General features: G+C 72.6%; 18 protein-coding genes and 1 pseudogene. 18 read left to right on the forward strand and 1 reads right to left on the reverse strand.

Going from position 1 to position 26,303, the window contains the following annotated elements; genetic code table 11:
- Positions 1-560: 560 nt before the first annotated feature.
- On the reverse strand, positions 561-1,568 hold the full coding sequence (locus tag ACOBQU_RS25585; protein WP_423629888.1) for a rod shape-determining protein: 1,008 nt from the start codon (positions 1,566-1,568) through the stop codon (positions 561-563).
- A 165-nt stretch (positions 1,569-1,733) separates the two neighbouring features.
- Between ACOBQU_RS25585 and folC the strand changes: the two genes are divergently transcribed.
- The 18 genes and pseudogenes from folC to obgE all read left to right on the forward strand — a co-directional run bounded on the left by folC (position 1,734) and on the right by obgE (position 26,175).
- Entirely contained in the window at positions 1,734-3,290 is a 1,557-nt protein-coding gene (gene folC, locus ACOBQU_RS25590) for a bifunctional tetrahydrofolate synthase/dihydrofolate synthase (RefSeq protein WP_423629890.1), read from the forward strand.
- A 6-nt stretch (positions 3,291-3,296) separates the two neighbouring features.
- Complete coding sequence (locus ACOBQU_RS25595) at positions 3,297-3,653, forward strand: DUF4233 domain-containing protein (RefSeq protein ID WP_423629892.1); 357 nt, start codon at positions 3,297-3,299, stop codon at positions 3,651-3,653.
- Positions 3,654-4,246: 593 nt separating this feature from the next.
- Complete coding sequence (gene ndk, locus ACOBQU_RS25600) at positions 4,247-4,660, forward strand: nucleoside-diphosphate kinase (RefSeq protein ID WP_423629894.1); 414 nt, start codon at positions 4,247-4,249, stop codon at positions 4,658-4,660.
- A gap of 292 nt (positions 4,661-4,952) precedes the next feature.
- The gene (locus tag ACOBQU_RS25605) at positions 4,953-5,972 is read left to right on the forward strand and encodes a rod shape-determining protein (RefSeq protein WP_081217257.1); all 1,020 of its coding nucleotides are present in this window, start codon (positions 4,953-4,955) and stop codon (positions 5,970-5,972) included.
- Between the two features lie 226 nt (positions 5,973-6,198).
- Positions 6,199-7,155, forward strand: a complete 957-nt coding sequence (gene mreC, locus ACOBQU_RS25610) for a rod shape-determining protein MreC (protein ID WP_423629896.1) — start codon at positions 6,199-6,201, stop codon at positions 7,153-7,155.
- Positions 7,156-7,169: 14 nt separating this feature from the next.
- Positions 7,170-7,844, forward strand: a complete 675-nt coding sequence (gene mreD / locus ACOBQU_RS25615; protein ID WP_423629897.1) for a rod shape-determining protein MreD — start codon at positions 7,170-7,172, stop codon at positions 7,842-7,844.
- 166 nt (positions 7,845-8,010) lie between these two features.
- Positions 8,011-10,274: pseudogene (gene mrdA / locus ACOBQU_RS25620) on the forward strand (penicillin-binding protein 2).
- Positions 10,274-11,470 carry a rod shape-determining protein RodA gene (gene rodA / locus ACOBQU_RS25625; protein WP_423629899.1) on the forward strand — a complete coding sequence of 399 codons (1,197 nt, stop codon included), beginning with the start codon at positions 10,274-10,276 and terminating at the stop codon, positions 11,468-11,470. The pseudogene mrdA and the gene rodA overlap by 1 nt, the downstream one beginning before the upstream one ends.
- 72 nt (positions 11,471-11,542) lie before the next feature.
- Entirely contained in the window at positions 11,543-13,072 is a 1,530-nt protein-coding gene (locus ACOBQU_RS25630; protein ID WP_423629901.1) for a CHAD domain-containing protein, read from the forward strand.
- Positions 13,073-13,165: 93 nt separating this feature from the next.
- Entirely contained in the window at positions 13,166-15,106 is a 1,941-nt protein-coding gene (locus tag ACOBQU_RS25635; RefSeq protein ID WP_423629903.1) for a TIGR03960 family B12-binding radical SAM protein, read from the forward strand.
- An 80-nt stretch (positions 15,107-15,186) separates the two neighbouring features.
- Positions 15,187-15,339, forward strand: a complete 153-nt coding sequence (locus tag ACOBQU_RS25640; RefSeq protein WP_423629905.1) for a hypothetical protein — start codon at positions 15,187-15,189, stop codon at positions 15,337-15,339.
- A gap of 62 nt (positions 15,340-15,401) precedes the next feature.
- Complete coding sequence (locus ACOBQU_RS25645) at positions 15,402-16,442, forward strand: hypothetical protein (protein ID WP_423629907.1); 1,041 nt, start codon at positions 15,402-15,404, stop codon at positions 16,440-16,442.
- A 180-nt stretch (positions 16,443-16,622) separates the two neighbouring features.
- Positions 16,623-17,432, forward strand: coding sequence for a TIGR03936 family radical SAM-associated protein (locus tag ACOBQU_RS25650; protein ID WP_423629909.1), 810 nt, complete (start codon positions 16,623-16,625; stop codon positions 17,430-17,432).
- A 247-nt stretch (positions 17,433-17,679) separates the two neighbouring features.
- Positions 17,680-22,149: an Rne/Rng family ribonuclease gene (locus tag ACOBQU_RS25655; protein WP_423629911.1), complete on the forward strand. Its 4,470-nt coding sequence runs from the start codon at positions 17,680-17,682 to the stop codon at positions 22,147-22,149.
- A 237-nt stretch (positions 22,150-22,386) separates the two neighbouring features.
- A complete protein-coding gene (locus ACOBQU_RS25660) occupies positions 22,387-23,754 on the forward strand; it encodes a phospholipase D-like domain-containing protein (RefSeq protein WP_423629913.1) in 1,368 nt (455 codons plus the stop codon).
- A 266-nt stretch (positions 23,755-24,020) separates the two neighbouring features.
- Positions 24,021-24,341 carry a 50S ribosomal protein L21 gene (gene rplU, locus ACOBQU_RS25665; RefSeq protein ID WP_030673925.1) on the forward strand — a complete coding sequence of 107 codons (321 nt, stop codon included), beginning with the start codon at positions 24,021-24,023 and terminating at the stop codon, positions 24,339-24,341.
- A gap of 14 nt (positions 24,342-24,355) precedes the next feature.
- On the forward strand, positions 24,356-24,610 hold the full coding sequence (gene rpmA / locus ACOBQU_RS25670) for a 50S ribosomal protein L27 (RefSeq protein WP_127912897.1): 255 nt from the start codon (positions 24,356-24,358) through the stop codon (positions 24,608-24,610).
- A 116-nt stretch (positions 24,611-24,726) separates the two neighbouring features.
- Complete coding sequence (gene obgE / locus ACOBQU_RS25675) at positions 24,727-26,175, forward strand: GTPase ObgE (RefSeq protein WP_423629916.1); 1,449 nt, start codon at positions 24,727-24,729, stop codon at positions 26,173-26,175.
- The last annotated feature ends 128 nt before the right edge of the window (positions 26,176-26,303 follow it).

Consider the following 26,303-nt stretch of genomic DNA (forward strand, 5'->3'; position numbering starts at 1 on the left):
GCCGCGGTGGGCGCCGCCGGGGCAGCCGCGCCGGGCTTACACCCGTTTATGCCGTTCCCCCCACCCGCCCGCCCGCCCTGTCTTGCCGCTTCGCGGCTCGCCCTCATGCGCCGGGCGGGCTGTGTCCTGGCTGGGGTCCGTCTTTGTGGTGCGGGTGGCTTCGCGCTACCGCGCTCGCGTTCTCCCACCCGCCCGCCCTTTTCGGCGCTGCGCGCCGTGCCCTCAGTCGCCGGGCGGGCTTTTTCCCACCCGCCCGCCCTTCGTCGCGCTGGCGCGCTCGTCCTCAAACGCCGGACGGGCTTGGATACTCGCCCCGGAGGGGGCGGGTGGGCGGGGAATATTTCCGCCGCGAAGCGGCGGAGCCCCACGATGAAAGCGGCAGGGGGGAGATGAGCCCGCAGGGGCACGATCCAGCCCGTCCGGCGTTTGAGGACGAGCGCGTCAGCGCGATGAGAGGGCGGGTGGGTGGGGAAGCCGGAGCCCAGCGACGAGCGCGGCAGCAGGCCGGGGGAGGCCCGGTGGGGGTGCGGGAGCGCGGTTGTCTGCCTGCCCGGCAAGGGCTACGCGGCGGACATCACCCGCTCCAGCCCATCGAAGTCCTCCACGCACTTCCCGCACCCCAGCGCCACGCTGTCCAGCGGATCGTCCGCCACGAAGACGGGAATCCCGGTGGCGGAGGCGAGCCGCAGGTCGAGGCCGGGGAGCAGCGCGCCCCCGCCGGTGAGGACGATGCCGTGTTCCATGACGTCGCCGGACAGCTCCGGCGGACACTCCTCCAGGGTGGCCCGCACCGCGGCGATGACGGCCTCGACGGGCTCGTCCAGGGCGGCGCGCACCTCCCGTACGGTCAGTTCGACCGTCTTCGGGAGCCCGCCCACCTTCTCCCGCCCCCGCACGGTGAACGTCCGCCCCTCGAAGTCGTCCGCCCCCGGCACCGGCCACGCCGAGCCGATCGCGACCTTGACGTCCTCGGCGGTGCGCTCCCCGATGAGCAGGGCGTGCTCCTTGCGCACGTAGTCGGTGATCGCCGCGTCCAGGCGGTCGCCGCCCACGCGCAGGGACTGGGCGGTGACGATGCCGCCCAGGGAGATCACGGCGACCTCCGTGGTGCCGCCGCCGATGTCGACCACCATGGAGCCCCGCGGCTCCGCCACCGGGAGCCCCGCGCCGATCGCCGCCGCCATCGGCTCCTCCACCAGGTGCACGGCCCGCGCCCCGGAGCGCTGCGCGGCGTGCACGATGGCGCGCCGCTCGACCTGCGTGACGCCGCTGGGGACGCACACCACCATGCGCGTACGGGGCCTGCGGCCCGAGACCGCCTTGCGCACGAAGTGCCGGATCATCTCCTCGGCCGCCTCGTAGTCGCTGATCACGCCGTCCTTGAGGGGACGGATCGCGGTGATGGAGCCGGGGGTGCGGCCGATGGTCTCCTTGGCGTCCGTGCCGACGGCGAGCGCCCCGCGCGCGCCCTCCTTGACGGCGACCACGGACGGCTCGTTGAGCACGATGCCCTGACCGCGTACGTACAGAAGGGTGTTGGCGGTGCCGAGGTCGATGCCTATGTCCATGATCGCCAAGTTTGCCGGGCACATCCGGAAGACGGAGGGACGAAGGTCCCGAAACGGACGGGTCGAAGGTCCCGAAGCCGCCGGGGCCCGGCACCTGGGGCGGCCCGGCGGCCGTAGGCGGCGCCCGCACGGCCGCTGTCGGTGGGTCTCCGTAGACTGGCGTACGTGAGTGACCTCCCTGCGAACGACAGCCCGCGCGACGACGAGGACGGCCCCGACGGCCCCCTCGGCCCCGACGGCGCCGCCGCCGACCCCTTCGACGAGATCGTCGCGGCCGAGACCGACCGCGACCCTGACCTCGCCGTCATCGAGGCGGGCAGCCGCACGCTGCGCACCCAGGCGGGCCCGCCGCAGGGCGACGTCCCCGCCCGCCCCGCCGACCCCGAGGTGGACCGGGAGCTGCGCCGGGTCGAGGCGGAGCTGGCGGACCGCTGGGGCGAGACCAAGCTGGACCCGTCCGTCCAGCGCATCAGGGCTCTGCTCGACATCCTGGGCGACCCCCAGACCGCGTACCCGGCGATCCACATCACGGGGACGAACGGCAAGACCTCCACGGCCCGCATGATCGAGGCCCTCCTCGGCGCCTTCGAGCTGCGCACCGGGCGGTATACGTCGCCGCACGTCCAGTCCATCACCGAGCGCATCAGCCTGGACGGCGCCCCGATCGCCCCCGAGCGCTTCATCGAGGCGTACGACGACATCAAGCCGTACGTGGAGATGGTCGACGCCCGGGAGGAGTACCGCCTCTCCTTCTTCGAGGTGCTCACGGGCATGGCGTACGCCACGTTCGCGGACGCGCCGGTGGACGTCGCCGTCGTCGAGGTCGGCATGGGCGGCACGTGGGACGCGACCAACGTCATCGACGGCACGGTCGCCGTCGTCACCCCCGTCGACCTGGACCACACCGACCGCCTCGGCTCCACGACCGCGGAGATCGCCGCCGAGAAGTCCGGCATCATCAAGCAGGACGCCACGGTCATCCTGGCCCAGCAGCCGGTGGACGCCGCGCAGGTGTTGCTGAAGAGGGCCGTCGAGGTGGACGCCACGGTCGCCCGCGAGGGCCTGGAGTTCGGCGTCGTGGGGCGGCGGATCGCCGTCGGCGGCCAGCTCCTGACGCTGCGCGGCCTCGGCGGGGAGTACGAGGAGGTCTTCCTGCCCCTGCACGGCGAGCACCAGGCGCACAACGCCGCGGTGGCGCTCGCCGCCGTGGAGGCGTTCTTCGGCGTCGGCGCGCAGCGCGTGGAGCCGCTGGACATCGACACGGTCCGCAAGGCCTTCGCCGCCGTCTCCTCGCCGGGGCGCCTTGAGGTCGTCCGGCGCTCGCCCACCGTCGTCCTGGACGCCGCGCACAACCCCGCGGGGGCGCGGGCCGCCGCCGCGGCCATCAGCGAGGTCTTCGACTTCAGCCGTCTGATCGGCGTGGTCGGCGTCAGCGACGACAAGAACGCCCGCGAGATGTTCGAGGCCTTCGAGCCGCTCTTCGCCGAGGTCGTCGTCACGCAGAACTCCAGCGACCGCGCCCTGGACGCCGACGCGCTCGCCGCCATCGCCGTCGAGGTCTTCGGCGACGACCGCGTGCAGGTCGAGCCCCGGCTCGACGACGCCCTGGAGGCCGCGGTCACCCTGGCCGAGGAGGAGGGGGAGTACGCGGGCGGAGGCGTCCTCGTCACCGGCTCCGTCATCACCGTCGGCGAGGCCCGACTGCTCCTGGGGAGGGGCTGACTTCTCGTGCGTACGCTGTGTTCTTCCACCCTGATCGGTGAGTTCTTCGTCATCGGCTTCGCCGGTCTGGTCGCCATGAAGGACCCGGACCTGGAGATGAGCACGGTCTGGACGGTCTGCGGGATCGCCATGGCGGTGTCCGTCCTGCTGTGCGGGATGGTCACCCGGCCGGGGGGTGTCCAGCTGGGCTGGGCGCTGCAGATCGCGCTGGTCGCGAGCGGGTTCATCGTGCCGATCATGTTCTTCATGGGGGCGATGTTCGCCGCCCTGTGGTGGGCGTCGGTGCACTTCGGGCGGAAGATCGACGAGGCCAAGGCCCGCTTTGCGGCGATGGCGGAGGAGGGCGAAGCCGCCGGTACGTGAGGTGGCCGCCGGGTTTGTCGCCGCTTCGCGGCTCGCCCTCATGCGCCGGGCGGGCTGTGTCCTGGCTGGGGTCCGTCTTTTGGGTGCGGGTGGCTTCGCGCTACCGCGCTCGCGTTCTCCCACCCGCCCGCCCTTCGTCGCGCTGGCGCGCTCGTCCTCAAGCGCCGGACGGGCTTTTCCCGCCCGCTCGCCCTTGTTTGCCGCCGGGCGGGCTTGAGTGCCCGCCCCTGGAGGGGGCGGGTGGGCGGGGAAATTCGCCGCGAAGCGGCGGAGCCCCACGACGAAGGCGGCAGGGGAAGCCGAGCCCGCAGGGGCAGACCCCAGCCCGTCCGGCGTGTGAGGACGAGCGCGCCAGCGCGATGGAAGGGCGGGTGGGTGGGGGAGAGCCTGCCCGGCGATTGAGGGCGAGCCGCGAAGCGGCGATGGGCGGTGACGCGGTGGGCGGTGACGCGGTGGGCGGTGACGCGGTGGGCGGCGGGCGGTGGCGCGGTGGACGCCGGGGCGTGCTACCCGATGGCCACCCTGCGTAGCGGCAGCGGTATCGTGCGGCCCATCCCATGTGATCGTAAAACCACCTCTTGGAGCCGCACACCATGAGCGAGCGCACCCTCGTCCTCCTCAAGCCCGACGCAGTCCGCCGCGGGCTGATCGGCGAGATCATCGGCCGTATCGAGCGCAAGGCGGGCTGGACCCTCGCCGCTCTCGAACTGCGTTCGCTCGACCAGGCGACCCTGGAGCAGCACTACGGCGAGCACGTCGGCAAGCCGTTCTACGAGCCGCTGGTGGCGTTCATGTCCTCCGGCCCGGTCGTCGCGCTCGTCGTCGAGGGCGAGCGGGTCATCGAGGGCGTACGCCAGCTCGCCGGGCCGACCGACCCGATCGCCGCCGCGCCGGGCTCCATCCGCGGCGACTACGGCACCATCGTCCGCGAGAACCTGATCCACGCCTCGGACTCCGCCGAGTCCGCCGAGCGCGAGCTGAAGATCTTCTTCCCGGGTCTCGCCTGACGGGACATCTGACGGGGCATCAGCGCAGTACGACTTCTGACCAGGGGCGGCCGGGAAAACCGGCCGCCTTTTGGCATATGCGCCCCGATTGGGGAACCCGTGCCCCCGATGGCACGTCTCCAAGGGCGGGGCGGCTCATCATCTGCTGACAATGGCGCAGACCCTCGCGCCGTGTTCGTGCGGGCGAGACTACGATGGAAGCCTCCACGCCACACAGCACCCACCTCGCCTACCTAACAAGCCATCACACGCTCCACTAGGGAAGGCCAGACGCATCCTCATGGGGAACAACATGTCGTTCATCGGCCGTGACATGGCTGTCGACCTCGGGACCGCCAACACGCTGGTGTACGTCAGGGGTCGGGGGATCGTACTCAACGAGCCGTCCGTCGTCGCGATCAACACCAACACCGGCGGAATCCTCGCGGTCGGCGCCGAAGCGAAGAAGATGATCGGACGCACGCCGGGGAACATCGTCGCCGTGCGCCCGCTGAAGGACGGCGTCATCGCCGACTTCGAGATCACCGAGCGGATGCTCCGCTACTTCATCCTGAAGATCCACAAGCGGCGGTACCTCGCCCGCCCGCGCGTGGTCGTCTGCGTGCCCTCCGGCATCACGGGCGTCGAGCGCCGCGCCGTCATCGAGGCGTCGTCCCAGGCCGGTGCCCGTCAGGTGCACATCATCGAGGAGCCCATGGCCGCGGCCATCGGCTCCGGCCTCCCGGTCCACGAGGCCACGGGCAACATGGTGGTGGACATCGGCGGCGGCACCACCGAGGTCGCCGTCATCTCCCTCGGCGGAATCGTCACGGCACAGTCCATCCGCGTCGCGGGCGACGAGCTGGACAACGCGATCATCCAGCACATCAAGAAGGAGTACTCCCTCCTCCTCGGTGAGCGGACCGCCGAGCAGATCAAGATCACCATCGGTTCCGCGTACGACCTGGACACCGACGAGCACACCGAGATCCGCGGCCGCGACCTGGTCTCCGGCCTGCCCAAGACCGTCGTGATCTCCGCGGCCGAGGTCCGCAAGGCCATCGAGGAGCCGGTCAACGCCATCGTCGACGCCGTCAAGACGACCCTCGACAAGTGCCCGCCCGAGCTGTCGGGCGACGTGATGGACCGCGGCATCGTCCTCACCGGCGGCGGCGCCCTGCTGCGCGGCCTGGACGAGCGGCTGCGCCGGGAGACCGGCATGCCCATCCACATCGCCGAGGACCCGCTGGACAGCGTGGCGCTCGGCTCGGGCAAGTGCGTCGAGGAGTTCGAGGCGCTCCAGCAGGTCCTGGACGCCCAGCCCCGCAGATGACGTGACGCCGCGACGTCCGCCGTACGAGTGCCTGGCACGTCGTACGGCGGATCGTTGATATAGAGGCACCCTGAGGAACACTCCGGGAATCGCCCTCTGCGAAACTGCCTCTGCGAAACTGAGAGAACCCACAATTCCGCGCGCGCTCGCCCGTTCGCGGTTTCATAGACATCTGTTGACGTAGTTTTCCGCAGATTCCGACTTGAGGAAGGCACGGCCGCCGCACGTGAGGGACACACGAGAGAGCCGGCTGCTCCTGGTGCTGCTGATCGCCATCGCGTTCGCACTGATCACGGTGGACATCCGCGGCGGCGAGGACTCACCGGTCGACGGTGCCCGCCAGGCCGCCGCCACGGTCTTCGGCCCGGTCGAGGACGGCATGGCGTCGGCCGTGGACCCGATCGGCAACGCCATCGGCGCCGTCCGTGACTCCGGCGACCGCCACGACCGCATCGCCCAGCTGGAGCGGGAGAACGCCGCGCTGAAGGCCAAGCTCGGCAGCGACGACCGCAACCGCAGCCGCGTCAAACAGCTCGACGCCCTGCTGAAGAAGGCGGGCGCCGGACAGTACGGCATCAAGGGCGCCGAGGTCATCGGCATAGGAGCGGCCCAGGGCTTCTCCTGGACGGTCACCATCGACGCCGGGGCCAACGACGGGCTGAAGCGCGACATGACGGTGCTCAACGGCGACGGCCTGGTCGGCCGCGTCACCACCGTCGGCCCCTCCACCGCCACGGTGCTGCTCGCCAACGACCCCGACTTCACCGTCGGCACCCGCATGGAGAAGACCGACGAGCTGGGCTTCGCCTCCGGCCAGGGCGACCGCCCGCTGCGGGTGCAGATGCTCAACGGCAAGGCCAAGGTCAAGAAGGGCGACCGCCTGGTCACCTTCGGCTCGCAGGCCGACAGGCCGTTCGTGCCCGGCGTGCCCGTCGGCGAGGTCGTCCGCGTCGACCCCTCCGGCGGCGACCTCACCCGCAACGTCTACGTCCGGCCGTACGTCGGCTTCAGCAAGCTGGACGTCGTCGGCGTCGTCGTCGAGGCCCCCCGCAAGGACCCGCGCGACACGGTCCTGCCCGACAAGCCCAGGAAGCCCAAGCCCGCCCCGACCGTCACGGTCACCGCGACGCCCTCCGGGCAGCCCCCTGCCAATGGGCTGCCCGACGCGCAGAACGAGCAGTAGGAGCACTGACACCCATGCGCTTCAACCGGATCCTGCTCTCCAGCGCCCTCGTCGTCGTCGCGCTCGTCATCCAGGTCAGCGTGCTCGCCCGGCTCCAGCTGCCCGGCGCCGTCCCCGACCTGGTGCTGCTCACCGTCCTCGGCCTGGCGTTCGTGTACGGGCACGTCGGCGGCTGCCTCATCGGCTTCGGCGCGGGCCTGCTCACCGACCTCGCGCCGCCCGCCGACCACGCCGCCGGACGGTACGCCCTGGTCCTGTGCGTCATCGGCTATCTGGCGGGCCTCGCCAAGCCCGAGACCGGCCGCCTGCGCACCGCCAGCGGCCCGCTGTTCGTCGTGGTCGGCGCCGCCGTCGGCTCCACGCTGCTGTACGCGGGCGTGGGCGCCCTCGTCGGGGACGACGCCGCCCGGCACGTGGGCCTCGGCGGGCTGCTCTTCACGGCCGCCCTGTACGACCTGCTGCTCGCGCCGTTCACCATCCCGCTGATCATCGCGGTCGCCCGGCGCGCCGAGAACGACCCGCTGGGCGAGAGCGCCGCGAACACCAAGGCCGCCGACGTCTCCTCGGGCTGGCTGTCCTCCGGCACCGGCCTGAGCATCGGCAACCAGCGCGGCGCGGGCCTGCGCGTGAAGGCCGCCAAGGCCCGCGTGGCCCGCGCCGGACGCATCAAGGGGGTCAAGCGCCTGTGAGCGCCTACCGCATCGTCGCTCGGCGTTCCGCTGGATGTGCCGTGCGCTGGCGTCGTTCGTCCGCGGTGCCGTCGTGGCTGGGCGCGCCCACGCGGCGGAGCCGCACATCGACACGGCCCGCGCCCCTTCGGGTCGCTCCCGTCCCGACTGTCAGGGGAGGACAGCCGTGACCAACATCCCGGAGACCGGACGCACCCCCGCGTCCAGATCCGTCTCGTCGTCCTCCAGATCCTCGTCGTCTCGCTGCTGCTCACCCTCGGCGGCCGCCTGTGGTACCTCCAGGTCCGCAACGGCGACGAGTACGCCGAGAAGGCGTCGGGCAACCACGTCCAGCAGGTCGTCCAGCCCGCCGTGCGCGGCTCCATCCTGGACGCCCGGGGCATCCCCATCGCCGACAACCAGACCCGCCTGGTCGTCTCCGCGTCCCGCACCGAGCTGATGAAGATGAAGGACGACGGCAAGGCGGTCCTCGCCAAGCTCGCCGACGTCCTCGGCATGAGCCCCAAGGACGTCTCGGACAAGGTCCGGCTCTGCGACTCCCAGACCCCCCAGCCCTGCTGGAACGGCTCGCCCTACCAGCCCATCCCGATCACCGACGAGGCCACCCCCAAGCAGGCCCTCCAGATCCGCGAGCGCTCCGAGGACTTCCCCGGCATCACCGCCGAACCCACCGCCGTGCGCCGCTACCCCGCGCCCGGCAAGGCCAACACCGCACAGGTCCTCGGCTATCTCTCGCCCGTCACCGACGAGGAGATCGAGAAGGCCAAGGACACCGACTCGCCGTTCCTCCGCTCCGACCAGGTCGGCCGCTCAGGACTCGAGCGCACCTACGACAAGTACCTGCGCGGCAAGGCGGGCGTCACCCGCTACGAGGTCGACAACCTCGGCCGGGTCATCGGCAAGGCCGACTCCGACGCGGCCCGGCCCGGCGCCAACGTCGTCACCAGCATCGACGCCCGCGTACAGGCCGTCGCCGAGTACTGGCTGAACGACGCGATGAAGAAAGCGCGCGGCGAGTTCGACAAGAACACCGGCGAGAACTACAAGGCCGACGCGGGCGCCGTCGTCGTCATGGAGAACAAGACCGGCCGGGTCATCGCCATGGCCTCCAACCCGACGTACGACCCGAACGCCTGGGTCGGCGGCATCTCCGGCAAGGACTACGCCAAGCTCACCGGCAAGAAGTCCAACTACCCGCTGCTCAACCGCGCCATCCAGGGCCAGGCCGCCCCCGGCTCCATCTTCAAGGTCATCCCGACCACGGCCGCCGTCAACGCGGGCTACGAGTTCAACGACCGCTACCCCTGCCCCAGCTCGTACTCGATCGGCGGCCAGACCTTCAAGAACTTCGAGTCCCAGGGCCACGGCAACATCACCCTCGGCCAGGCCCTGGAGGTCTCCTGCGACACCGTCTACTACAAGCTCTCCCACGACGAGTGGCGCAAGGACGGCGGCAACAAGCCGAAGAAGGACGCCAAGGACTGGTTCTACAAGACCGCCCACCAGTTCGGCCTCGGCAAGGAGACCGGCATCGACCTGCCCAACGAGGTCAGCGGCCGCGTCCCCGATCGCCGGTGGAAGAAGAGCTACTGGGAGGCCAACAAGGACGCCTGGTGCAAGCAGGGCAAGAAGGACGGCGGCTACGCCGAGCGCATCGCGTACGAGAACTGCCTCGAAGGCATGAAGATGCGCGCCGGTGACTCCGTCAACTACTCCATCGGCCAGGGCGACACCCTCGTCACGCCCATCCAGATGGCCACGATCTACTCCGCCATCGCCAACGGCGGCACCCTCTACGACCCCACCGTCGGCAAGGCCATCATCAGCGGCGACGGCAAGCACATCGAGGAGATCAAGCCCAGGGCCCACGGCAAGCTGCCCATGGACGCCGCGCTGCGCAAGGACATAGACGGTGCCCTCGCCGACGTCGCCACCAAGGGAACCGCCGCCTGGCGGTTCGGCGGCTGGCCCCAGGACAAGATCCCGATGCACGCCAAGACCGGCACCGCCGAGGTCTACGGCAAGCAGACGACGTCGTGGTTCGCGACGTACACCAAGGACTACTCGATCGTGATGACGATCTCCCAGGGCGGCACCGGCTCCGGCGCGTCCGGGCCCGCCGTGCGCAAGATCTACGACGCGATGTACGGCCTGGACGACAGCGGCAACCAGGACCTGAAGAAGGCCCTGCTCCCGAAGCCGCAGAAGTCCCTGCCCAAGATCCAGCCCGACGGCTCCATCGACGCCCCGAAGATCAAGCCGTTCAAGCCCGGCAAGCCCGTCCCGCCGCGACAGCCGGGACAACAGCAGCAGCCGGACGGCCAGCAACAGCAGCCGGACGGCCAGCAGCAGGACGGTCAGCCGGACCCGGGCCAGGACGACGACCAGCAGGAGCTAGCGGGCCCGCCCGCGGCGTGGAGGCGCGACTGATGGCCGGTACCAACGGCTTCTCCGTCTCGGGCTACGGCCCCGAGCGGTCCGGCATGGCCCGCCTGCTGGCCCGCGACTCGATAGTGCGCCGACTCGACTGGCCCATGCTGCTCGCCGCCCTCGCGCTCTCCGTGATCGGCTCCGCGCTCGTCTACTCGGCGACCCGCAACCGCACGGAACTCGTCGGCGACGACCCGTACGCCTTCCTGATCAAGCACGTCATGAACATCGGCATCGGCCTCGCCCTGATGACGGGCACCATCTGGCTGGGCCACCGCACCCTGCGCACCGCCGTGCCGATCCTCTACGGCGTCTCCGTCTTCCTGATCCTGCTGGTCCTCACCCCGCTCGGCGCGACCGTCAACGGCGCCCACGCGTGGATCGTCATCGGCGGCCAGTCGCTCCAGCCCTCCGAGTTCTGCAAGATCACCATCATCCTGGGCATGGCGATGCTGCTCGCCGCCCGCGTCGACGCGGGCGACAAGGAGTACCCCGACCACCGCACCGTCGTGCAGGCCCTCGGCCTCGCCACCGTCCCCATCATGATCATCATGCTGATGCCGGACCTCGGCTCGGTCATGGTGATAGTGATGATCGTCCTCGGGGTGCTGCTCGCCTCCGGCGCCTCCAACCGCTGGGTCTTCGGACTCCTCGGCGCGGGCGCGCTCGGCGGCGTCGCCATATGGCAGCTCGGCGTCCTGGACGACTACCAGATCGCCCGCTTCGCCGCCTTCGCCAACCCCGCCCTCGACCCGGCGGGCGTCGGCTACAACACCAACCAGGCCCGCATCGCCATCGGCTCCGGCGGCCTCACCGGCACCGGCCTCACCAACGGCACCCAGACCACCGGCCAGTTCGTCCCCGAGCAGCAGACCGACTTCGTCTTCACCGTCGCGGGCGAGGAACTCGGCTTCGTCGGCGCGGGCGCGATCCTGCTGCTCCTCGGCGTCGTCCTGTGGCGCGCCTGCCGCATCGCCCGCGAGACCACCGAGCTGTACGGCACGATCGTGGCCGCCGGGATCGTCGCCTGGTTCGCCTTCCAGGCCTTCGAGAACATCGGCATGACCCTCGGCATCATGCCGGTGGCGGGCCTGCCGCTGCCGTTCGTGTCCTACGGAGGCACGTCCATGTTCGCCGTCTGGGTGGCCGTGGGCCTCTTGCAGTCGATCAAGGTGCAGCGGCCGCTGTCCGCCTGAACTGTGGCACGCGGAGCACGCGGGGGCGCTCGGGGACTGCCGGGCGCCCCCGTTCGCGTCTAGATTCGGTGCATGGCGGAGACGAAGCGCGAGATCGAGCGGAAGTACGACGCCGGGCCCGGCAGGACCCTCCCCGACCTGCGGGGTGTCGCCCACGTGGCCGACGTCGCCGACCAGGGCACCGCCGACCTGGACGCCGTCTACTACGACACCGCCGACCAGCGCCTGGCCGCCGCCGCGATCACCCTGCGCCGCCGCACCGGCGGCCTCGACGAGGGCTGGCACCTGAAGCTCCCCGTCGCCGACGGCGTGCGCGACGAGATCCACGCGCCCCTGTCGGACACGGTGCCGCGCGCCCTGGCGGGCCTGGTCCGCTCCCGCGTACGGGACGCCGACCTCGTCCCCGTCGTACGCCTGCGCTCCGCCCGCGGCGTACGCCACCTCCTCGACGCGTCGGGCGCGCTGCTCGCGGAGGTCTGCGTGGACGACGTACGCGCGCGGCGCCTGAACGGCGGACGGGGCGAGACCTCCTGGACGGAGATCGAGGTCGAGCTGGGGGAGTCCGGCGACCCGGCCCTCCTGGACAAGGTGGAGAAGAAGCTCCGCAAGGCGGGCGTCCACAGATCGGCGTCACCGTCGAAACTGGCGCGGGCCCTGGCGGAGACCGCGGCGGACGGCGACCCGCTCGCGGCCCCCGCCGCGCCGGACACCGGCGGCGACACCGCGGGCCACCACGTCCTCGCGTACCTCCGCGAGCAGCGCACCGCCCTGGTCGAGTGGGACCCCGCCGTCCGCCGGGACGTCCCCGACGCCGTGCACCAGATGCGCGTCGCCACCCGCCGCATGCGCAGCGCCTTCAAGACGTACGGGAAGATCCTCGACCGGAGGATCACCGACCCTCTGGGCGAGGAGCTGAAGTGGCTCGCCGCCGAGTTGGGCGTGGACCGCGACCGCGAGGTCCTCACCGACCGCCTGACGGCCGCCCTGGCGGACGTCCCGCGCACCCTGCGCCTCGGCCCCGTCCGCGCCCGCCTGCGGATCTGGTCCGTCGCGGGCCGCGCGGGCTCCCGGCGCCGCACCCTCGCCGTGCTCGACGGCAGGCGCTACCTGGCCCTGCTCGACGCCGTCGACGCGCTGCTCGCCGACCCGCCGCTCCTGAAGGCCGCCGCCGCGCCCGCCGCCGAGGCCCTGCCGCAGGCCATCCGCAAGGACTTCGACCGCCTCGCCGCCCGCGTGGACCACGCCCTGGCCCTCGATCCCGGCGCGGAGCGCGACCTGGCGCTGCACGAGGCCCGCAAGGCCGCCAAGCGCGCCCGGTACGCGGGGGAGGCGGCGCGGCCCGCCATCGGCAGGCCCGCGAAGCGCTTCGCCCGGCGCGTCAAGGCCGTCCAGACGGTCCTCGGCGACCACCAGGACAGCGTGGTGGCCCGCGAGGCGCTGCGGAACCTGGCGGTCCAGGCGCACGCGGCGGGCGAGTCCGCGTTCACCTGGGGCCTGCTGTACGGGCGTGAGGAGGCGGCCGCGGCGGCCCGGGAGCGGGAGCTGCCCCAGGTGTGGGCGAAGGCCGCCCGGCCGAAGCTGCGGGCGGCGCTCGACGCCTGATCGGCCCGGCCGCCGGGCCGATCGGGTGACGAGGAGCGGCCGCGGCCACGTTAGGCTTGAGGGTCACCCCTGTCAGCTCACGAAGGTCCAGCGATGTCTGTCGAGTCGGTTTTCCCGCAGCTCGAAGCCCTGCTCCCGCATGTGCAGAAGCCGATCCAGTACGTAGGCGGCGAGCTCAACTCCACGGTCAAGCCGTGGGACGAGTGCGACGTCCGCTGGGCGCTCATGTACCCCGACGCGTACGAGGTCGGACTCCCCAACCAGGGCGTCATGATCCTGTACGAGGTACTGAACGAGCGCGACGGCGTCCTCGCCGAGCGCACGTACAGCGTCTGGCCGGACCTGGAGGCGCTGATGCGGGAGCACCAGGTCCCGCAGTTCACCGTCGACTCGCACCGGCCCGTGAAGGCCTTCGACGTCTTCGGCCTGTCCTTCTCCACGGAGCTGGGCTACACGAACATGCTGACGGCCCTCGACCTCGCGGGCATCCCGCTGGAGTCCAAGGACCGCACGCTCGACGACCCGATCGTCCTCGCGGGCGGCCACGCCGCGTTCAACCCCGAGCCGATCGCCGACTTCATCGACGCGGCGATCATCGGCGACGGCGAGCAGGCCGTGCTCGACATGACGGAGATCATCCGCCAGTGGAAGGCCGAGGGCCGCCCCGGCGGCCGCGAGGAGGTCCTGTTCCGCCTCGCGAAGACCGGCAGCGTGTACATCCCGGCGTTCTACGACGTCGAGTACCTCCCGGACGGCCGCATCGGCCGCGTCGTACCGAACAAGTCCGGCGTGCCGTGGCGCGTGTCCAAGCACACCGTCATGGACCTCGACGAGTGGCCGTACCCGAAGCAGCCGCTGGTCCCGCTCGCCGAGACGGTCCACGAGCGCATGTCCGTGGAGATCTTCCGCGGCTGCACGCGCGGCTGCCGCTTCTGCCAGGCGGGCATGATCACCCGCCCGGTGCGCGAGCGCTCCATCACGGGCATCGGCGAGATGGTCGACAAGGGCCTGAAGGCCACCGGCTTCGAGGAAGTCGGCCTGCTGTCCCTGTCCTCCGCCGACCACTCCGAGATCGGCGACATCGCCAAGGGCCTCGCCGACCGGTACGAGGAGGACAAGATCGGCCTGTCCCTCCCCTCCACCCGCGTGGACGCCTTCAACGTCGACCTCGCCAACGAGCTGACCCGCAACGGCCGCCGCTCCGGCCTGACCTTCGCCCCCGAGGGCGGCAGCGAGCGCATGCGCAAGGTCATCAACAAGATGGTGTCGGAGGAGGACCTGATCCGCACCGTCGCCACCGCCTACGGCAACGGCTGGCGCCAGGTGAAGCTGTACTTCATGTGCGGCCTGCCCACGGAGACCGACGACGACGTCCTCCAGATCGCCGACATGGCGATGAACGTCATCGCCAAGGGCCGCGAGGTCTCCGGCTCCAACGACATCCGCTGCACGGTCTCCATCGGCGGCTTCGTGCCCAAGCCCCACACCCCCTTCCAGTGGGCCCCGCAGCTCTCCGCCGAGGAGACCGACGCCCGCCTGGAGAAGCTCCGCGACAAGATCCGCGGCGACAAGAAGTACGGCCGCTCCATCGGCTTCCGCTACCACGACGGCAAGCCCGGCATCGTCGAAGGCCTGCTCTCCCGCGGCGACCGCCGCGTCGGCGCCGTCATCCGCGCCGTCTACGAGGACGGCGGTCGCTTCGACGGCTGGCGCGAGCACTTCTCCTACGACCGCTGGATGGCCTGCGCCGACAAGGCCCTCGCCGCGTACGGCGTGGACGTCGACTGGTACACCACCCGCGAGCGCTCCTACGAGGAGGTCCTGCCCTGGGACCACTTGGACTCCGGCCTCGACAAGGACTGGCTCTGGGAGGACTGGCAGGACGCCCTCGACGAGACCGAGGTCGAGGACTGTCGCTGGACCCCGTGCTTCGACTGCGGCGTGTGCCCGCAGATGGACACGCACATCCAGATCGGCCCGACGGGCAAGAAGCTGCTGCCGCTGACGGTCAAGAAGACACCCGCGGCCACCTGAGACCGGGACCCGTCCCGCACCGACCCGGCTAGCTTCCCGCGCGGGGCCCGCTCCGGGCCCCGCGTCGGAGGGAGAAGCCCGTGCGGGGGTCTCAGACCGCTGGTGTCGCGCTCGGCCAGGCCGCTGGTGTCGCGCTCGGCGTCACCGCGGTGGACGCCGACAAGACGCGCGCCGCCGAGGAGCGGTTCCCCTCGACCGCGGGGGCCCGGCCGCCGGGAGGGCGCCACGCGTAAGTCCCGCGGTATCGGTTCGGAAACGGGGGAAACGAGACGCCGTTGACGACGTCTCAGTCGGCATGGACCTGGAAAAGCGGCTTCCGCGGGAGCCCGAGCCCGCCGCTGGCGCGCCGCAGCGGACCGAGGGATGTCTCGTCGTCGCGCTGCGCCTGCCGGTGCGGATCGTCGTGCTGGTGCTCGTCGTGCCGGTGCGGATCGTGTGGGACGCGCTCGTGGTGTGCGGGCGGTTCGTGTACGAGCGGGCGCTGCGGCCCCTGGGGCGGGCGCTCGGAGCCGTGCTCGGCCTCCTCGGGAAGCTGCTCTTCGTATGGCCCTGGGTGGGGCTGTGGCGGTATCTGCTCAGGCCGCTCGGGCTCGGGCTGCTCTGGCTGGGGAACGCGCTGGTCGTCGTCCCCGCCGTGTGGCTGTACCGCTGGGTGCTCACACCGCTCGGGCACGGGCTGGCCTGGCTGGGACGGGTGCTCGTCGCCACGCCCGCGCGATGGCTGTACGCGCACGTCCTCACCCCCCTCGGACACGGCGTCGCCTGGCTCGCGGCCGGGGTGTGGTGGGTGCTGCGGGGCGTCGGGCTCGGCGTGTGGTGGGTCGTACGAGGCGTCGGACTCGGCGTGTGGTGGGTGCTGCGCGGGATCGGGATCGTCGTCGGCACGCTCCTGCGGTGGATCGTCGTCGTTCCCGCCGTCGCCCTGTGGCGGTGGGTGCTCGCGCCGGTCGGGCGGGGCGTCGCCCTCGTCGCCCGGGAGATCGGGGACGCGCTGCGGCACGCCTGGCGGATCGCCGGGCGGATCTCGCGGGCCGTGGGGGGCGCCGTCGGCACGCTGCTGCGGTGGATCTTCGTGGAACCGGTGCGCTGGGTGTACCGGACCGTGCTCACACCGGTCGGGCACGCCCTGCGGGACGCGCTGTGGCGGCCGACCGCCCGGGGCGCCCGCGCCGTCGGCCGGGCCACCCGGCAGGCACTCGGCTCCGTACGGGACAGCGTCCGCGAGGCCCGCGCCGACGTCCGGCGGCTGCTGTTCGGCGCGCCCACCGGGAAGGCCGCCGTCACCAGGGGGCCCGAGGGCGGAGGGAACCCGCGGGCGGCGGAGCGCGTACCCTAGGGAGAAGGGTTCCGGCGCGAGGTGTCCCCGCCGACGCGGGGGCGATCCGGACTGAGACGCCGGGCGAGCGCCAGCCCGGACGTGCCCCCACCCGCGTGGGGGCCGCGTCACGGACCGCGTACACGAGGAGAAGTTCCCCTGGGCAAGCGACAGCCCGAAGGCCCGCCGCCCGCACCCGCGGTGCAGCGCATCCGACTGCGCTACACCAAGCGCGGCCGCCTCCGGTTCACCAGCCACCGTGACTTCCAGCGCGCCTTCGAGCGGGCGCTGCGCCGCGCCGAGGTGCCCATGGCGTACTCGGCGGGCTTCACCCCGCACCCGAAGGTGTCGTACGCCAATGCCGCACCCACCGGCACGGGCAGCGAGGCCGAGTATCTGGAGATCGCGCTCACCGAGCCCCGCGACCCGCACACGCTGCGGGAGCTGCTCGACGAGTCGCTGCCCGCCGGGCTCGACATCACCGACGCCGTCGAGGCCCGCACCTCCGGGCTCGCCGACCGGCTGACCGCCTCCGTGTGGGAGCTGCGCCTGGACGGCGTGACGCCCGAGGAGGCCGAGCGGGCCGCCGCCGCGTTCCGCGCCGCCGAGACCGTCGAGGTCCAGCGGCGCACCAAGAACGGGATGCGCACGTTCGACGCCCGCGCCGCCGTCGTGAGCCTGGACGCCCTCGGCCCGGAGGCGCCCGCCTCCGCCGCTGATAGGCCGACCGACAGGCCCTGTGCGATACTGCGGCTGGTTGTGCGGCACGTGACACCTGCCGTCCGACCCGACGACGTCCTGTCCGGTCTCCGAGCTGTGGCCGACCTGGCGCCGCCCGTCCCCGCAGCGGTGACGAGGCTGGCGCAGGGGCTTTTCGATGACGAGACCGGCACGGTGACCGACCCGCTCGCGCCCGACCGCGAGGCAGTCACGGCCGCCCCGGCCGATCGCTCAGGGGCCGCCGCCCCGGCTGCCGCCGCGACGGCGCCGGTGCCGGAAGGTCCCGCGTAGGGGCGCTCGCCGAGAACACCGCAGCGCCGCCCTCGTTACTCGGGAGCCACCTGGGTCGGGCGGCGCACTGACCAGAAGACTTTCGCCAGGCCGTACGCCAGGAGCGTACGGAACCGGCGAGACAAGACACAGACAGCTCCCGTGCGGCGCCCACGCCCGCGGATGGCGGCCCCGCACGACACGCGAGGGCCGCGGGTACGTCCGGTTACGGCGCGGCGCCCGGGAGCGTGACGGGAGAACCGCCCGCATGCTTGAGCCGAACGACCCCACCGAGGGCTCGCAGAACAACAGCACCCCCAGCGACACCCTGCCGCCGCGCCGTCGGCGCCGTGCTGCGTCGCGCCCCGCGGGACCGCCCGCGGGCACCACCGCCGAGGCCGCCGCCCCGGCCATACCGGCCGCCCCCGCCGCCGAGACCACCGAGACCACAGCTGCCGCCGCTGAGCCCGTGGCGGAGGCCGCCGAGGCCGCCGCTCCCGCTCCGCGTACGCGTCGTCGTGCGACGCGGCGCGCCACCGCGCCCGCGGGTGCGCCGAAGGGCGCCGACGCCGAGGTGACGGAGAGCGTGGAGGCCGCCGCCGTGGAGTCCGTGGAGTCCGCCGAGCCTGTCGTGGCGGAGACCGCGGAGGCCGCTGAGGCCGCTCCCGCTCCGCGTACGCGTCGTCGTGCGATGCGGCGCGCCACCGCGCCCGCCGGTGCGCCGAAGGCCGCCGAGAAGAGCGAGGAGGCTGCCGAGGAGGCCGAGGAGACTGACGAGGAGGCGACTGAGGAAACGGCCGCGGAAACGGCCGAGGTGGCCGTCGAGGCCGCCGCGCCCGCCCAGGCCGCTGACGCCGTGGAGCCCGCCGAGCCCGAGGCCGCCCCGCGCCGTACGCGCCGCCGCGCCACGCGGGCCGTCTCCGCGCCCGCCGCGGAGAGCGCCGCCGCGCCCGCCGCCGAGGCCGCCCCCGCTCCGGCCGCCGCCCCGGAGGCCGCCCCCGCCGAGGCCGTCGAGACCGACGCGACCGCCGAGGCCGTCGAATCCGCCGCGCCGCGCCGTACGCGCCGCCGTGCGACCCGTGCCGCGTCCGCGCCCGCCGGGGCCCCGAAGACCGCCGAGGCCGCGGCGACCGAGGAGACCGCTGACGTGACGGACACCGAGAACGCCGCCGCCGAGACCGCCGCCGCCGAGGCGCCCCGCCGCGCCCGCCGCCGCGTGACCCGCGCCGTCTCCGCGCCCGCCGCCGAGGCGTCCACCGGCGCGGCGCCCGCCGCTGACGCGCCCGCCGCCGAGGCCCCCGCCGCCGAGGCGCAGGCCGCCCCCGAGGGCGACGCCGGGCCCCGTGCCCGTACGCGCCGCCGCGCGACCCGCAAGGCCGCCGCCGGGTTCACCGCGCCCGTGGAGACGCGGGCCAAGGCCGCCGACGACGCCGAGCGGCGGCCCGCGCGGCCCGCCGTCGCCGTGTTCCAGGCGCCGGTGTTCACCGAGCCGATGTTCCAGACGCCGGAGCGCGCCGCCGCCGCTGCCGCCGCCGAGGCCGCCGAGGCGCGGGACACCGAGCCCGTCGAGTCCGTCGAGTCCGTCGAGCCCGTCGAGGAGGGGCCCGCGCCGCGCCGCCGCCGTCGCCGCCGGGCCGCGGACGAGCAGCCCGCCGCCCCCGCCCCGGCCGCCGACGAGGCCGAGGAGAGCGCCGCGGACGACGAGCCGCAGGACGCCGAGGCGGAGGCCGACGACGCCGCCGACGCCGAGGAGTCCGGCGAGCGCTCGGGCCGCCGCCGCCGCCGGGGTGGCCGTCGCCGCCGCCGAGGCGAGGCCGCCGACGCCGCCGACGAGCTGGCCGCGGAGCAGGCCGAGCAGGACGCCGAGGACACCGCCGAGCAGGTCGAGGAGGACGCCGAGGAGGCCGCGGACGCCGCTGGGCCCGCCGAGCCCGTCGAGGCGGGCGGCAGCTCCAGCAGCAGCCGTCGCCGCCGTCGCCGTCGCCGCCGCGCCGGGGACGCCGCCGAGACCGAGCCGGGCGAGGGCGACCCGGAGCGCACGGTCGTCAAGGTCCGCGAGCCCCGCAAGAAGAGCGACGACGCGCCGTCCGACGAGGTGCAGTCCATCAAGGGCTCCACCCGCCTGGAGGCGAAGAAGCAGCGCCGCCGCGAGGGCCGCGAGCAGGGCCGCCGCCGGGTGCCGATCATCACCGAGGCGGAGTTCCTGGCGCGCCGCGAGGCCGTCAACCGCGAGATGATCGTCCGTCAGAACGGCGACCGCACCCAGATCGGCGTCCTTGAGGACAACGTGCTCGTCGAGCACTACGTCAACAAGGAGCAGTCGACGAGCTACGTCGGCAACGTCTACCTGGGCAAGGTGCAGAACGTCCTGCCGTCGATGGAGGCCGCCTTCATCGACATCGGCAAGGGCCGCAACGCCGTCCTGTACGCCGGTGAGGTCAACTTCGAGGCGCTGGGCATGGCCAACGGCCCGCGCCGCATCGAGTCCGCCCTGAAGTCCGGCCAGTCGGTCCTGGTGCAGGTCACCAAGGACCCGATCGGCCACAAGGGCGCCCGCCTGACCAGCCAGGTCTCGCTGCCCGGCCGCTACCTGGTGTACGTGCCCGAGGGCTCGATGACCGGCATCAGCCGCAAGCTGCCCGACACCGAGCGGGCACGCCTGAAGACCATCCTCAAGAAGATCGTCCCCGAGGACGCGGGCGTGATCGTGCGCACCGCCGCCGAGGGCGCGAGCGAGGACGAGCTGCGCCGCGACGTGGAGCGGCTCCAGGCGCAGTGGGAGGACATCGTCAAGAAGTCGAAGATGTCCACCACCAGCTCCCCGAGCCTGCTGTACGGCGAGCCGGACATGACCGTCCGCGTGGTCCGCGACATCTTCAACGAGGACTTCTCGAAGGTCGTCATCAGCGGCGACGAGGCCTGGGAGACCATCCACGGGTACGTCTCGCACGTCGCGCCCGACCTCGCCGACCGGCTCCAGCGGTGGACGTCCGAGGTGGACGTCTTCTCGACGTACCGCATCGACGAACAGCTCGCCAAGGCCCTCGACCGCAAGGTGTGGCTGCCCTCGGGCGGCTCGCTGGTGATCGACAAGACCGAGGCGATGGTCGTCATCGACGTCAACACCGGCAAGTTCACCGGTCAGGGCGGCAACCTCGAGGAGACCGTCACCAGGAACAACCTGGAGGCGGCCGAGGAGATCGTGCGCCAGCTGCGGCTTCGCGACCTCGGCGGCATCGTCGTCATCGACTTCATCGACATGGTCCTGGAGTCCAACCGCGACCTGGTCCTGCGGCGCATGCTGGAGTGCCTGGGCCGGGACCGTACGAAGCACCAGGTCGCCGAGGTGACCTCGCTGGGCCTGGTCCAGATGACCCGCAAGCGCGTGGGCCAGGGCCTTCTGGAGTCGTTCTCCGAGACCTGCGTGCACTGCAACGGCCGCGGCGTGATCGTCCACATGGACCAGGCGACGGCGCCCGGTGGCGGCGGCAAGCGCAAGAAGCGCGGTCGCGGCGGCGCGGCCGAGCAGCACACGCACGACGCCCCGGCGGCCGTCGAGTCCGGCGTCTCGGAGACCGCCGTGGAGACGGCGGCCGAGGTCGAGGCCGAGACCGCCGAGCCGGTGGCGCTGCCCGAGCCCGACTTCGCGCCGGACGAGGAGCTGTACAGCAGCGCGGCGGAGGCCGAGGCGGCCGCCGCGTCCCGGGGCCGTTCGCGGCGCCGGGCCACGCGCCGCGCGTCGGCTCCGGCGGGCGCGCCGAAGCAGGAGCGGTCCGAGGCCGCCGAGGAGACGGCGCAGCCCGTGGCGGCGGCGGAGCCCGTGGAGCCCGCGAAGGCGCCCGAGGCCGAGCGGCCGGAGCCCCGGAAGAAGGCCAAGAAGGCCAAGTCCGCGGCGAAGGCGGAGCCCGTGGCGACGGAGTCCGCGGAGCCCGTGGCGGCGGAGGAGGCCCCGGCCGGGGCCGCCGAGCCTGCCCCGGCCGCCGTCGAGGCCCCGGCGCCCGCCGCCGAGGACGACGCGGCACCCAAGGGGCGTACGCGGCGCCGCGCGACCCGCAAGGCGTCGGCACCGGCCGGTTCGCCGAAGGCCGCCGCCGGTGACGGCGAGGTGATCGTCGCGGAGACGGCCAAGCAGGGGCCGGAGGCTCCCGCCGAGCCGGTCGCCGAGGCCGAGCCGGAGTCCGTGGCGCAGCCCGAGCCCGTCGCCGAGACGGTTGCCGAGCCCGTTGCCGAGGCCCCTGCGGCCCCGGCCCGCCCGCGCCGCCGTGCCGTGCGCAAGGCGACCGCGCCGACCGCCCCGGTGGAGGCGGCCGTGGTGGTCGTCCCATCGGCCGACAAGGCGGACAAGGCCGACAAGGTCGAGGCGGCGGAGAAGGTCGAGGCGGCGGAGAAGGCCGAGAAGGCCGAGCCCAAGGCGCCGAAGGCCGCCCCGGCTGAGGCCCCCGAGGCCGCCGCCGAGGCGCCCGAAACCGCCGAGGCCCCCGAGGCCGCCGCGGACGAGGCGCCCGCCGAGGAGCCGAAGGCCGCCAAGAAGACGGCGCGCAAGACGGCCAAGAAGGCGCCCGCCAAGAAGGCCGCCGCGAAGAAGACCGCCGCCAAGAAGACAGCGGCCAAGAAGACGGCCGCGAAGAAGACGACGGCCAAGAAGACGACGGCCAAGAAGGCGGCGAAGAAGACCGCCGCGAAGAAGGCCGCCGCCGCGGAGCAGACGCCGTCCGCCGTCCCGGCCGACGCGAGCTGACCCGCGAGGTCACCGCACCCCACGTGCCCCCGCCCGGCGAACCCGCCGGGCGGGGGCACGGCCATGTGCACCCCGCCGCGTGCCCTGCCCGCCGCCCCCGAAGCCCCCGCCGCACCATCCCGCCCCTACCGCACCATCCCGCCCGCGTCCCCGGTTTCCTCGTTTCCGCCCGCTTGGTTCCCGGCGGGGATACCTGTAAGACTCACCCAGTCCGGTACGCATGGGGAGGGGAAGGACGTGGCGGTTCCGCGCCCGCGAGGGATACGGCTGAGGGGGACGGGGCGGCACCGGGCGGTGCGGCCCGCCAAGGGCGGACGGCAGGCCATAGCCCTGGCCACCGTGCTGTCCGCCACCGCGGGGGTGCAGGCCGCGTCGACCGCGACCGCCGCGCCCGCGGCGACGCCCTCCTGGCCCGAGGGCCCGGTCTTCAACGACCCGCTGGGCACCGTCGAGCAGCAGCACGCGATCCGCACCCGCCTCATCGAGCTGACCGAGGCCGCCGAACCTGGCTCCACGATCAAGGTCGCCGTCTACCACGTGTGGGAGGCCCCGATCGTCGAGGCCCTCGTCAAGGCCCACCAGCGCGGTGTCCACGTACAACTGCTGCTCGACTCGACCAGCAGGACGGACCGGCCCGAGAACACCGCCTACCGCACCCTCGCGGACGCGCTCGGCACCAGCCGCGCGAAGCCGTCGTTCGTGACGCTCTGCCCCCAGGACAAGTCGTGCCTGGGCGACCCGCGCCACGGCAAGTCGATCATGCACAATAAGTTCTGGCTGTTCTCGCAGGTCAAGGGCGCCCGGAACGTCGTCGTGGAGACCACGTCGAACGCGACGCCGTCCGCGCACACCAAGTTCTTCAACGACGCCCTCGTCCTGCCGGAGAACCCGGCGATGTACGACGCGTTCTCCGACTACTTCGACGACATGGTCCGCAAGGACTGGCGGTCCTGGGACTACCGCACGGTGAGCAACGGCCGCTACAAGGCCTACTTCTTCCCCCGCGCGGGCACCCTCAACGAGACCGACACCATGTACTCGGTCCTCAACAACGTCTCCTGCACCTACAAGGACGCCCGCGGCGTCCAGCGCGCCACCAAGGTCCGCGCCTCCATCTTCAAGATCACGCGGCAGCAGATCGCCGACAAGCTGGTCGCCCTGAAGAAGAAGGGCTGCTCCGTCGACCTGGTGTACGCCGAGACGGACAGCGCCCAGAGCCAGGGCGGCATCCCCGGTACGTGGGAGGCCCTGCACCAGCGCGGCGGCCCCTCCGTACGCTGCTTCAACGACGACCGGGACCCGCTCAGGCCCGGGCAGAGGCTCACCACGCCGTACATCATCCACAGCAAGTACGTGCTGATCGACGGCAAGTACGACGGGAAGATCAACAAGGTCTCGTTCACGGGCTCGCAGAACTACACCGCGCCCGCGCTGCGCGAGAACGACGAGCTGATCGTCAAGGTCGACGACGACGCGGTGCACGACACCTACCGCAAGCACTTCGACCGCGTGAAGAAGGTCGCCTGGCCGGGCACCAAGGACAAGACGAACCTGTGCCGGGGCGTGAAGCCGCTGCCGCCGGACGGTGAGAAGCCGGGGCGCTGAGCGCTGTGCTTGGGCCGTGCCGGATCCGCGGGTCGGTTGTGGCTGGTCGCGCAGTTCCCCGCGCCCCTTCGGGGCGCTTCTGGGGCCCGGTTTGACCCGTCCGGGTGGGACCCGTAACCTTGACCGTCGGCGTGTCCATCGGCACGTCCATCCCCGTAAACCTCTTCCTCCCGGGTTCTTCACGGAGCTTCGGGAGAGGCCGACCGCGCTGTCGCGCCGGGCGGCTGGACTGCGGGGGTTCCGTTCCGAGCGAGAGAGAGATCCGCGTGTACGCCATCGTGCGCAGCGGTGGTCGCCAGCACAAGGTTGCTGTCGGCGACATCGTTGAGGTTGACAAGATTTCCACCGCCAAGGTTGGCGACACGGTAGAGCTCTCTACCCTGCTCGTTGTCGACGGCGAGTCCGTGACCAGCGACCCGTGGGTCCTGGCCGGGATCAAGGTCACGGCCGAGGTCGTGGACCACCACAAGGGCCAGAAGATCGACATTCTGCGCTACAAGAACAAGACCGGCTACCGCCGCCGCCAGGGTCACCGCCAGCAGTACACGGCGATCAAGGTCACCGGCATCCCCACGGCTGCGAAGTAAGGGACTGAGACAAGATGGCACACAAGAAGGGCGCATCGTCCACCCGGAACGGTCGCGACTCCAACGCTCAGCGGCTCGGCGTGAAGCGCTTCGGCGGTCAGGTCGTCAACGCCGGTGAGATCCTGGTCCGCCAGCGCGGCACCCACTTCCACCCGGGCGCGGGCGTCGGCCGCGGCAAGGACGACACGCTGTTCGCCCTGGACGCCGGTGCGGTGGAGTTCGGTACCCACCGCGGCCGCAAGGTCGTGAACATCGTCCCGGTCGCCTGAACGGCTTCCTGACCGGAACTTTCGCGAGGCGGACCTCACTTCCCTGCCGGGAAGCGGGTCCGCCTTTCGCGTGTTAATCAAGAGACAATCCCGCACGTTTCTGGAGGCACCGAACCATGACCACCTTCGTGGACCGCGTCGAGCTGCACGTCGCCGCGGGTAACGGAGGCCACGGCTGTGCCTCCGTCCACCGTGAGAAGTTCAAGCCGCTCGGCGGCCCGGACGGCGGCAACGGCGGCCGCGGCGGCGATGTGATCCTCACCGTCGACCAGTCCGTCACGACGCTGCTCGACTACCACCACAGCCCGCACCGCAAGGCCACCAACGGCAAGCCCGGCGAGGGCGGCAACCGCTCCGGCAAGGACGGCCAGGACCTGGTCCTGCCGGTCCCGGACGGCACGGTCGTCCTCGACAAGCGGGGCAACGTGCTCGCGGACCTCGTCGGCCACGGCACCTCGTACGTCGCGGCCCAGGGCGGCCGCGGCGGCCTCGGCAACGCGGCGCTGGCCTCCGCCCGGCGCAAGGCCCCCGGCTTCGCGCTGCTCGGCGAGCCCGGCGACGCGGGCGACATCGTCCTGGAGCTGAAGACGGTCGCCGACGTGGCGCTCGTCGGCTACCCCAGCGCGGGCAAGTCCTCGCTGATCTCCGTGCTGTCCGCCGCCAAGCCGAAGATCGCCGACTACCCGTTCACGACGCTGGTGCCCAACCTCGGCGTCGTCACCGCGGGCTCCACCGTCTACACCATCGCCGACGTGCCCGGGCTCATCCCCGGCGCCAGCCAGGGCAAGGGCCTCGGCCTGGAGTTCCTGCGCCACGTCGAGCGGTGCAGCGTGCTCGTGCACGTCCTGGACACCGCGACCCTCGAATCCGACCGCGACCCGGTCTCCGACCTCGACGTCATCGAGGCCGAGCTGCGCCAGTACGGCGCGGGCCTGGAGACCCGGCCCCGCCTGGTCGTCCTCAACAAGGTCGACATCCCCGACGGCCAGGACCTCGCCGACATGGTCCGGCCCGACCTGGAGGCCCGCGGCTACCGCGTCTTCGAGGTCTCCGCCGTCGCCCATAAGGGCCTCAAGGAGCTGTCGTACGCGCTCGCCGAGCTGGTCGCCGAGGCGCGCGCCGCCAAGCCCAAGGAGGAGGCCACGCGCGTCGTCATCCGGCCCAAGGCCGTCGACGACGCGGGCTTCACCGTCACGCGCGAGGACGACGGCGGCGAGCCGCTGTACCGCGTGCGCGGCGAGAAGCCGGAGCGCTGGGTGCGCCAGACCGACTTCAACAACGACGAGGCCGTCGGCTACCTCGCCGACCGGCTCAACCGCCTCGGCGTCGAGGAGGCCCTGATGAAGGCGGGCGCCCGCGCGGGCGACGGCGTCGCCATCGGGTCCGAGGACGACGCCGTCGTCTTCGACTGGGAGCCGTCGATGTCCGCGGGCGCGGAGATGCTCGGGCGCCGCGGTGAGGACCACCGCTTCGAGGCGCCGCGGCCCGCCGCGCAGCGCCGCCGCGACCGGCAGGCGGAGCGGGACGAGGCGGAGCGCGAGTTCGACGGGTTCGAGCCCTTCTAGGGGGACTGTGCCGCCGCTTCGCGGCGGACTTCTCCCACCCCGCCCACCCATCACCCCCGGCCTTGCCAGGCCGCCCCTCGGGCGCGGAGCGCTTTCCCGCCGTGGCAGGCCGAGCCCGCCGAGCGGCC

This window comes from Streptomyces sp. G45 (assembly GCF_049542095.1).
Lineage (GTDB): Bacteria > Actinomycetota > Actinomycetes > Streptomycetales > Streptomycetaceae > Streptomyces.

Bases quoted from the DNA above. Each gene is read 5' to 3' on its own strand.
- rpmA (WP_127912897.1), top strand. From the start codon at position 24,356: ATGGCACACAAGAAGGGCGCATCGTCCACCCGGAACGGTCGCGACTCC.
- ACOBQU_RS25655 (WP_423629911.1), top strand. From the start codon at position 17,680: ATGCTTGAGCCGAACGACCCCACCGAGGGCTCGCAGAACAACAGCACC.
- ndk (WP_423629894.1), top strand. From the start codon at position 4,247: ATGAGCGAGCGCACCCTCGTCCTCCTCAAGCCCGACGCAGTCCGCCGC.
- ACOBQU_RS25605 (WP_081217257.1), top strand. From the start codon at position 4,953: ATGTCGTTCATCGGCCGTGACATGGCTGTCGACCTCGGGACCGCCAAC.
- obgE (WP_423629916.1), top strand. From the start codon at position 24,727: ATGACCACCTTCGTGGACCGCGTCGAGCTGCACGTCGCCGCGGGTAAC.
- rodA (WP_423629899.1), top strand. From the start codon at position 10,274: ATGGCCGGTACCAACGGCTTCTCCGTCTCGGGCTACGGCCCCGAGCGG.
- ACOBQU_RS25630 (WP_423629901.1), top strand. From the start codon at position 11,543: ATGGCGGAGACGAAGCGCGAGATCGAGCGGAAGTACGACGCCGGGCCC.
- ACOBQU_RS25635 (WP_423629903.1), top strand. From the start codon at position 13,166: ATGTCTGTCGAGTCGGTTTTCCCGCAGCTCGAAGCCCTGCTCCCGCAT.
- ACOBQU_RS25585 (WP_423629888.1), bottom strand. From the start codon at position 1,568: ATGGACATAGGCATCGACCTCGGCACCGCCAACACCCTTCTGTACGTA.
- mreD (WP_423629897.1), top strand. From the start codon at position 7,170: ATGCGCTTCAACCGGATCCTGCTCTCCAGCGCCCTCGTCGTCGTCGCG.
- ACOBQU_RS25645 (WP_423629907.1), top strand. From the start codon at position 15,402: ATGGACCTGGAAAAGCGGCTTCCGCGGGAGCCCGAGCCCGCCGCTGGC.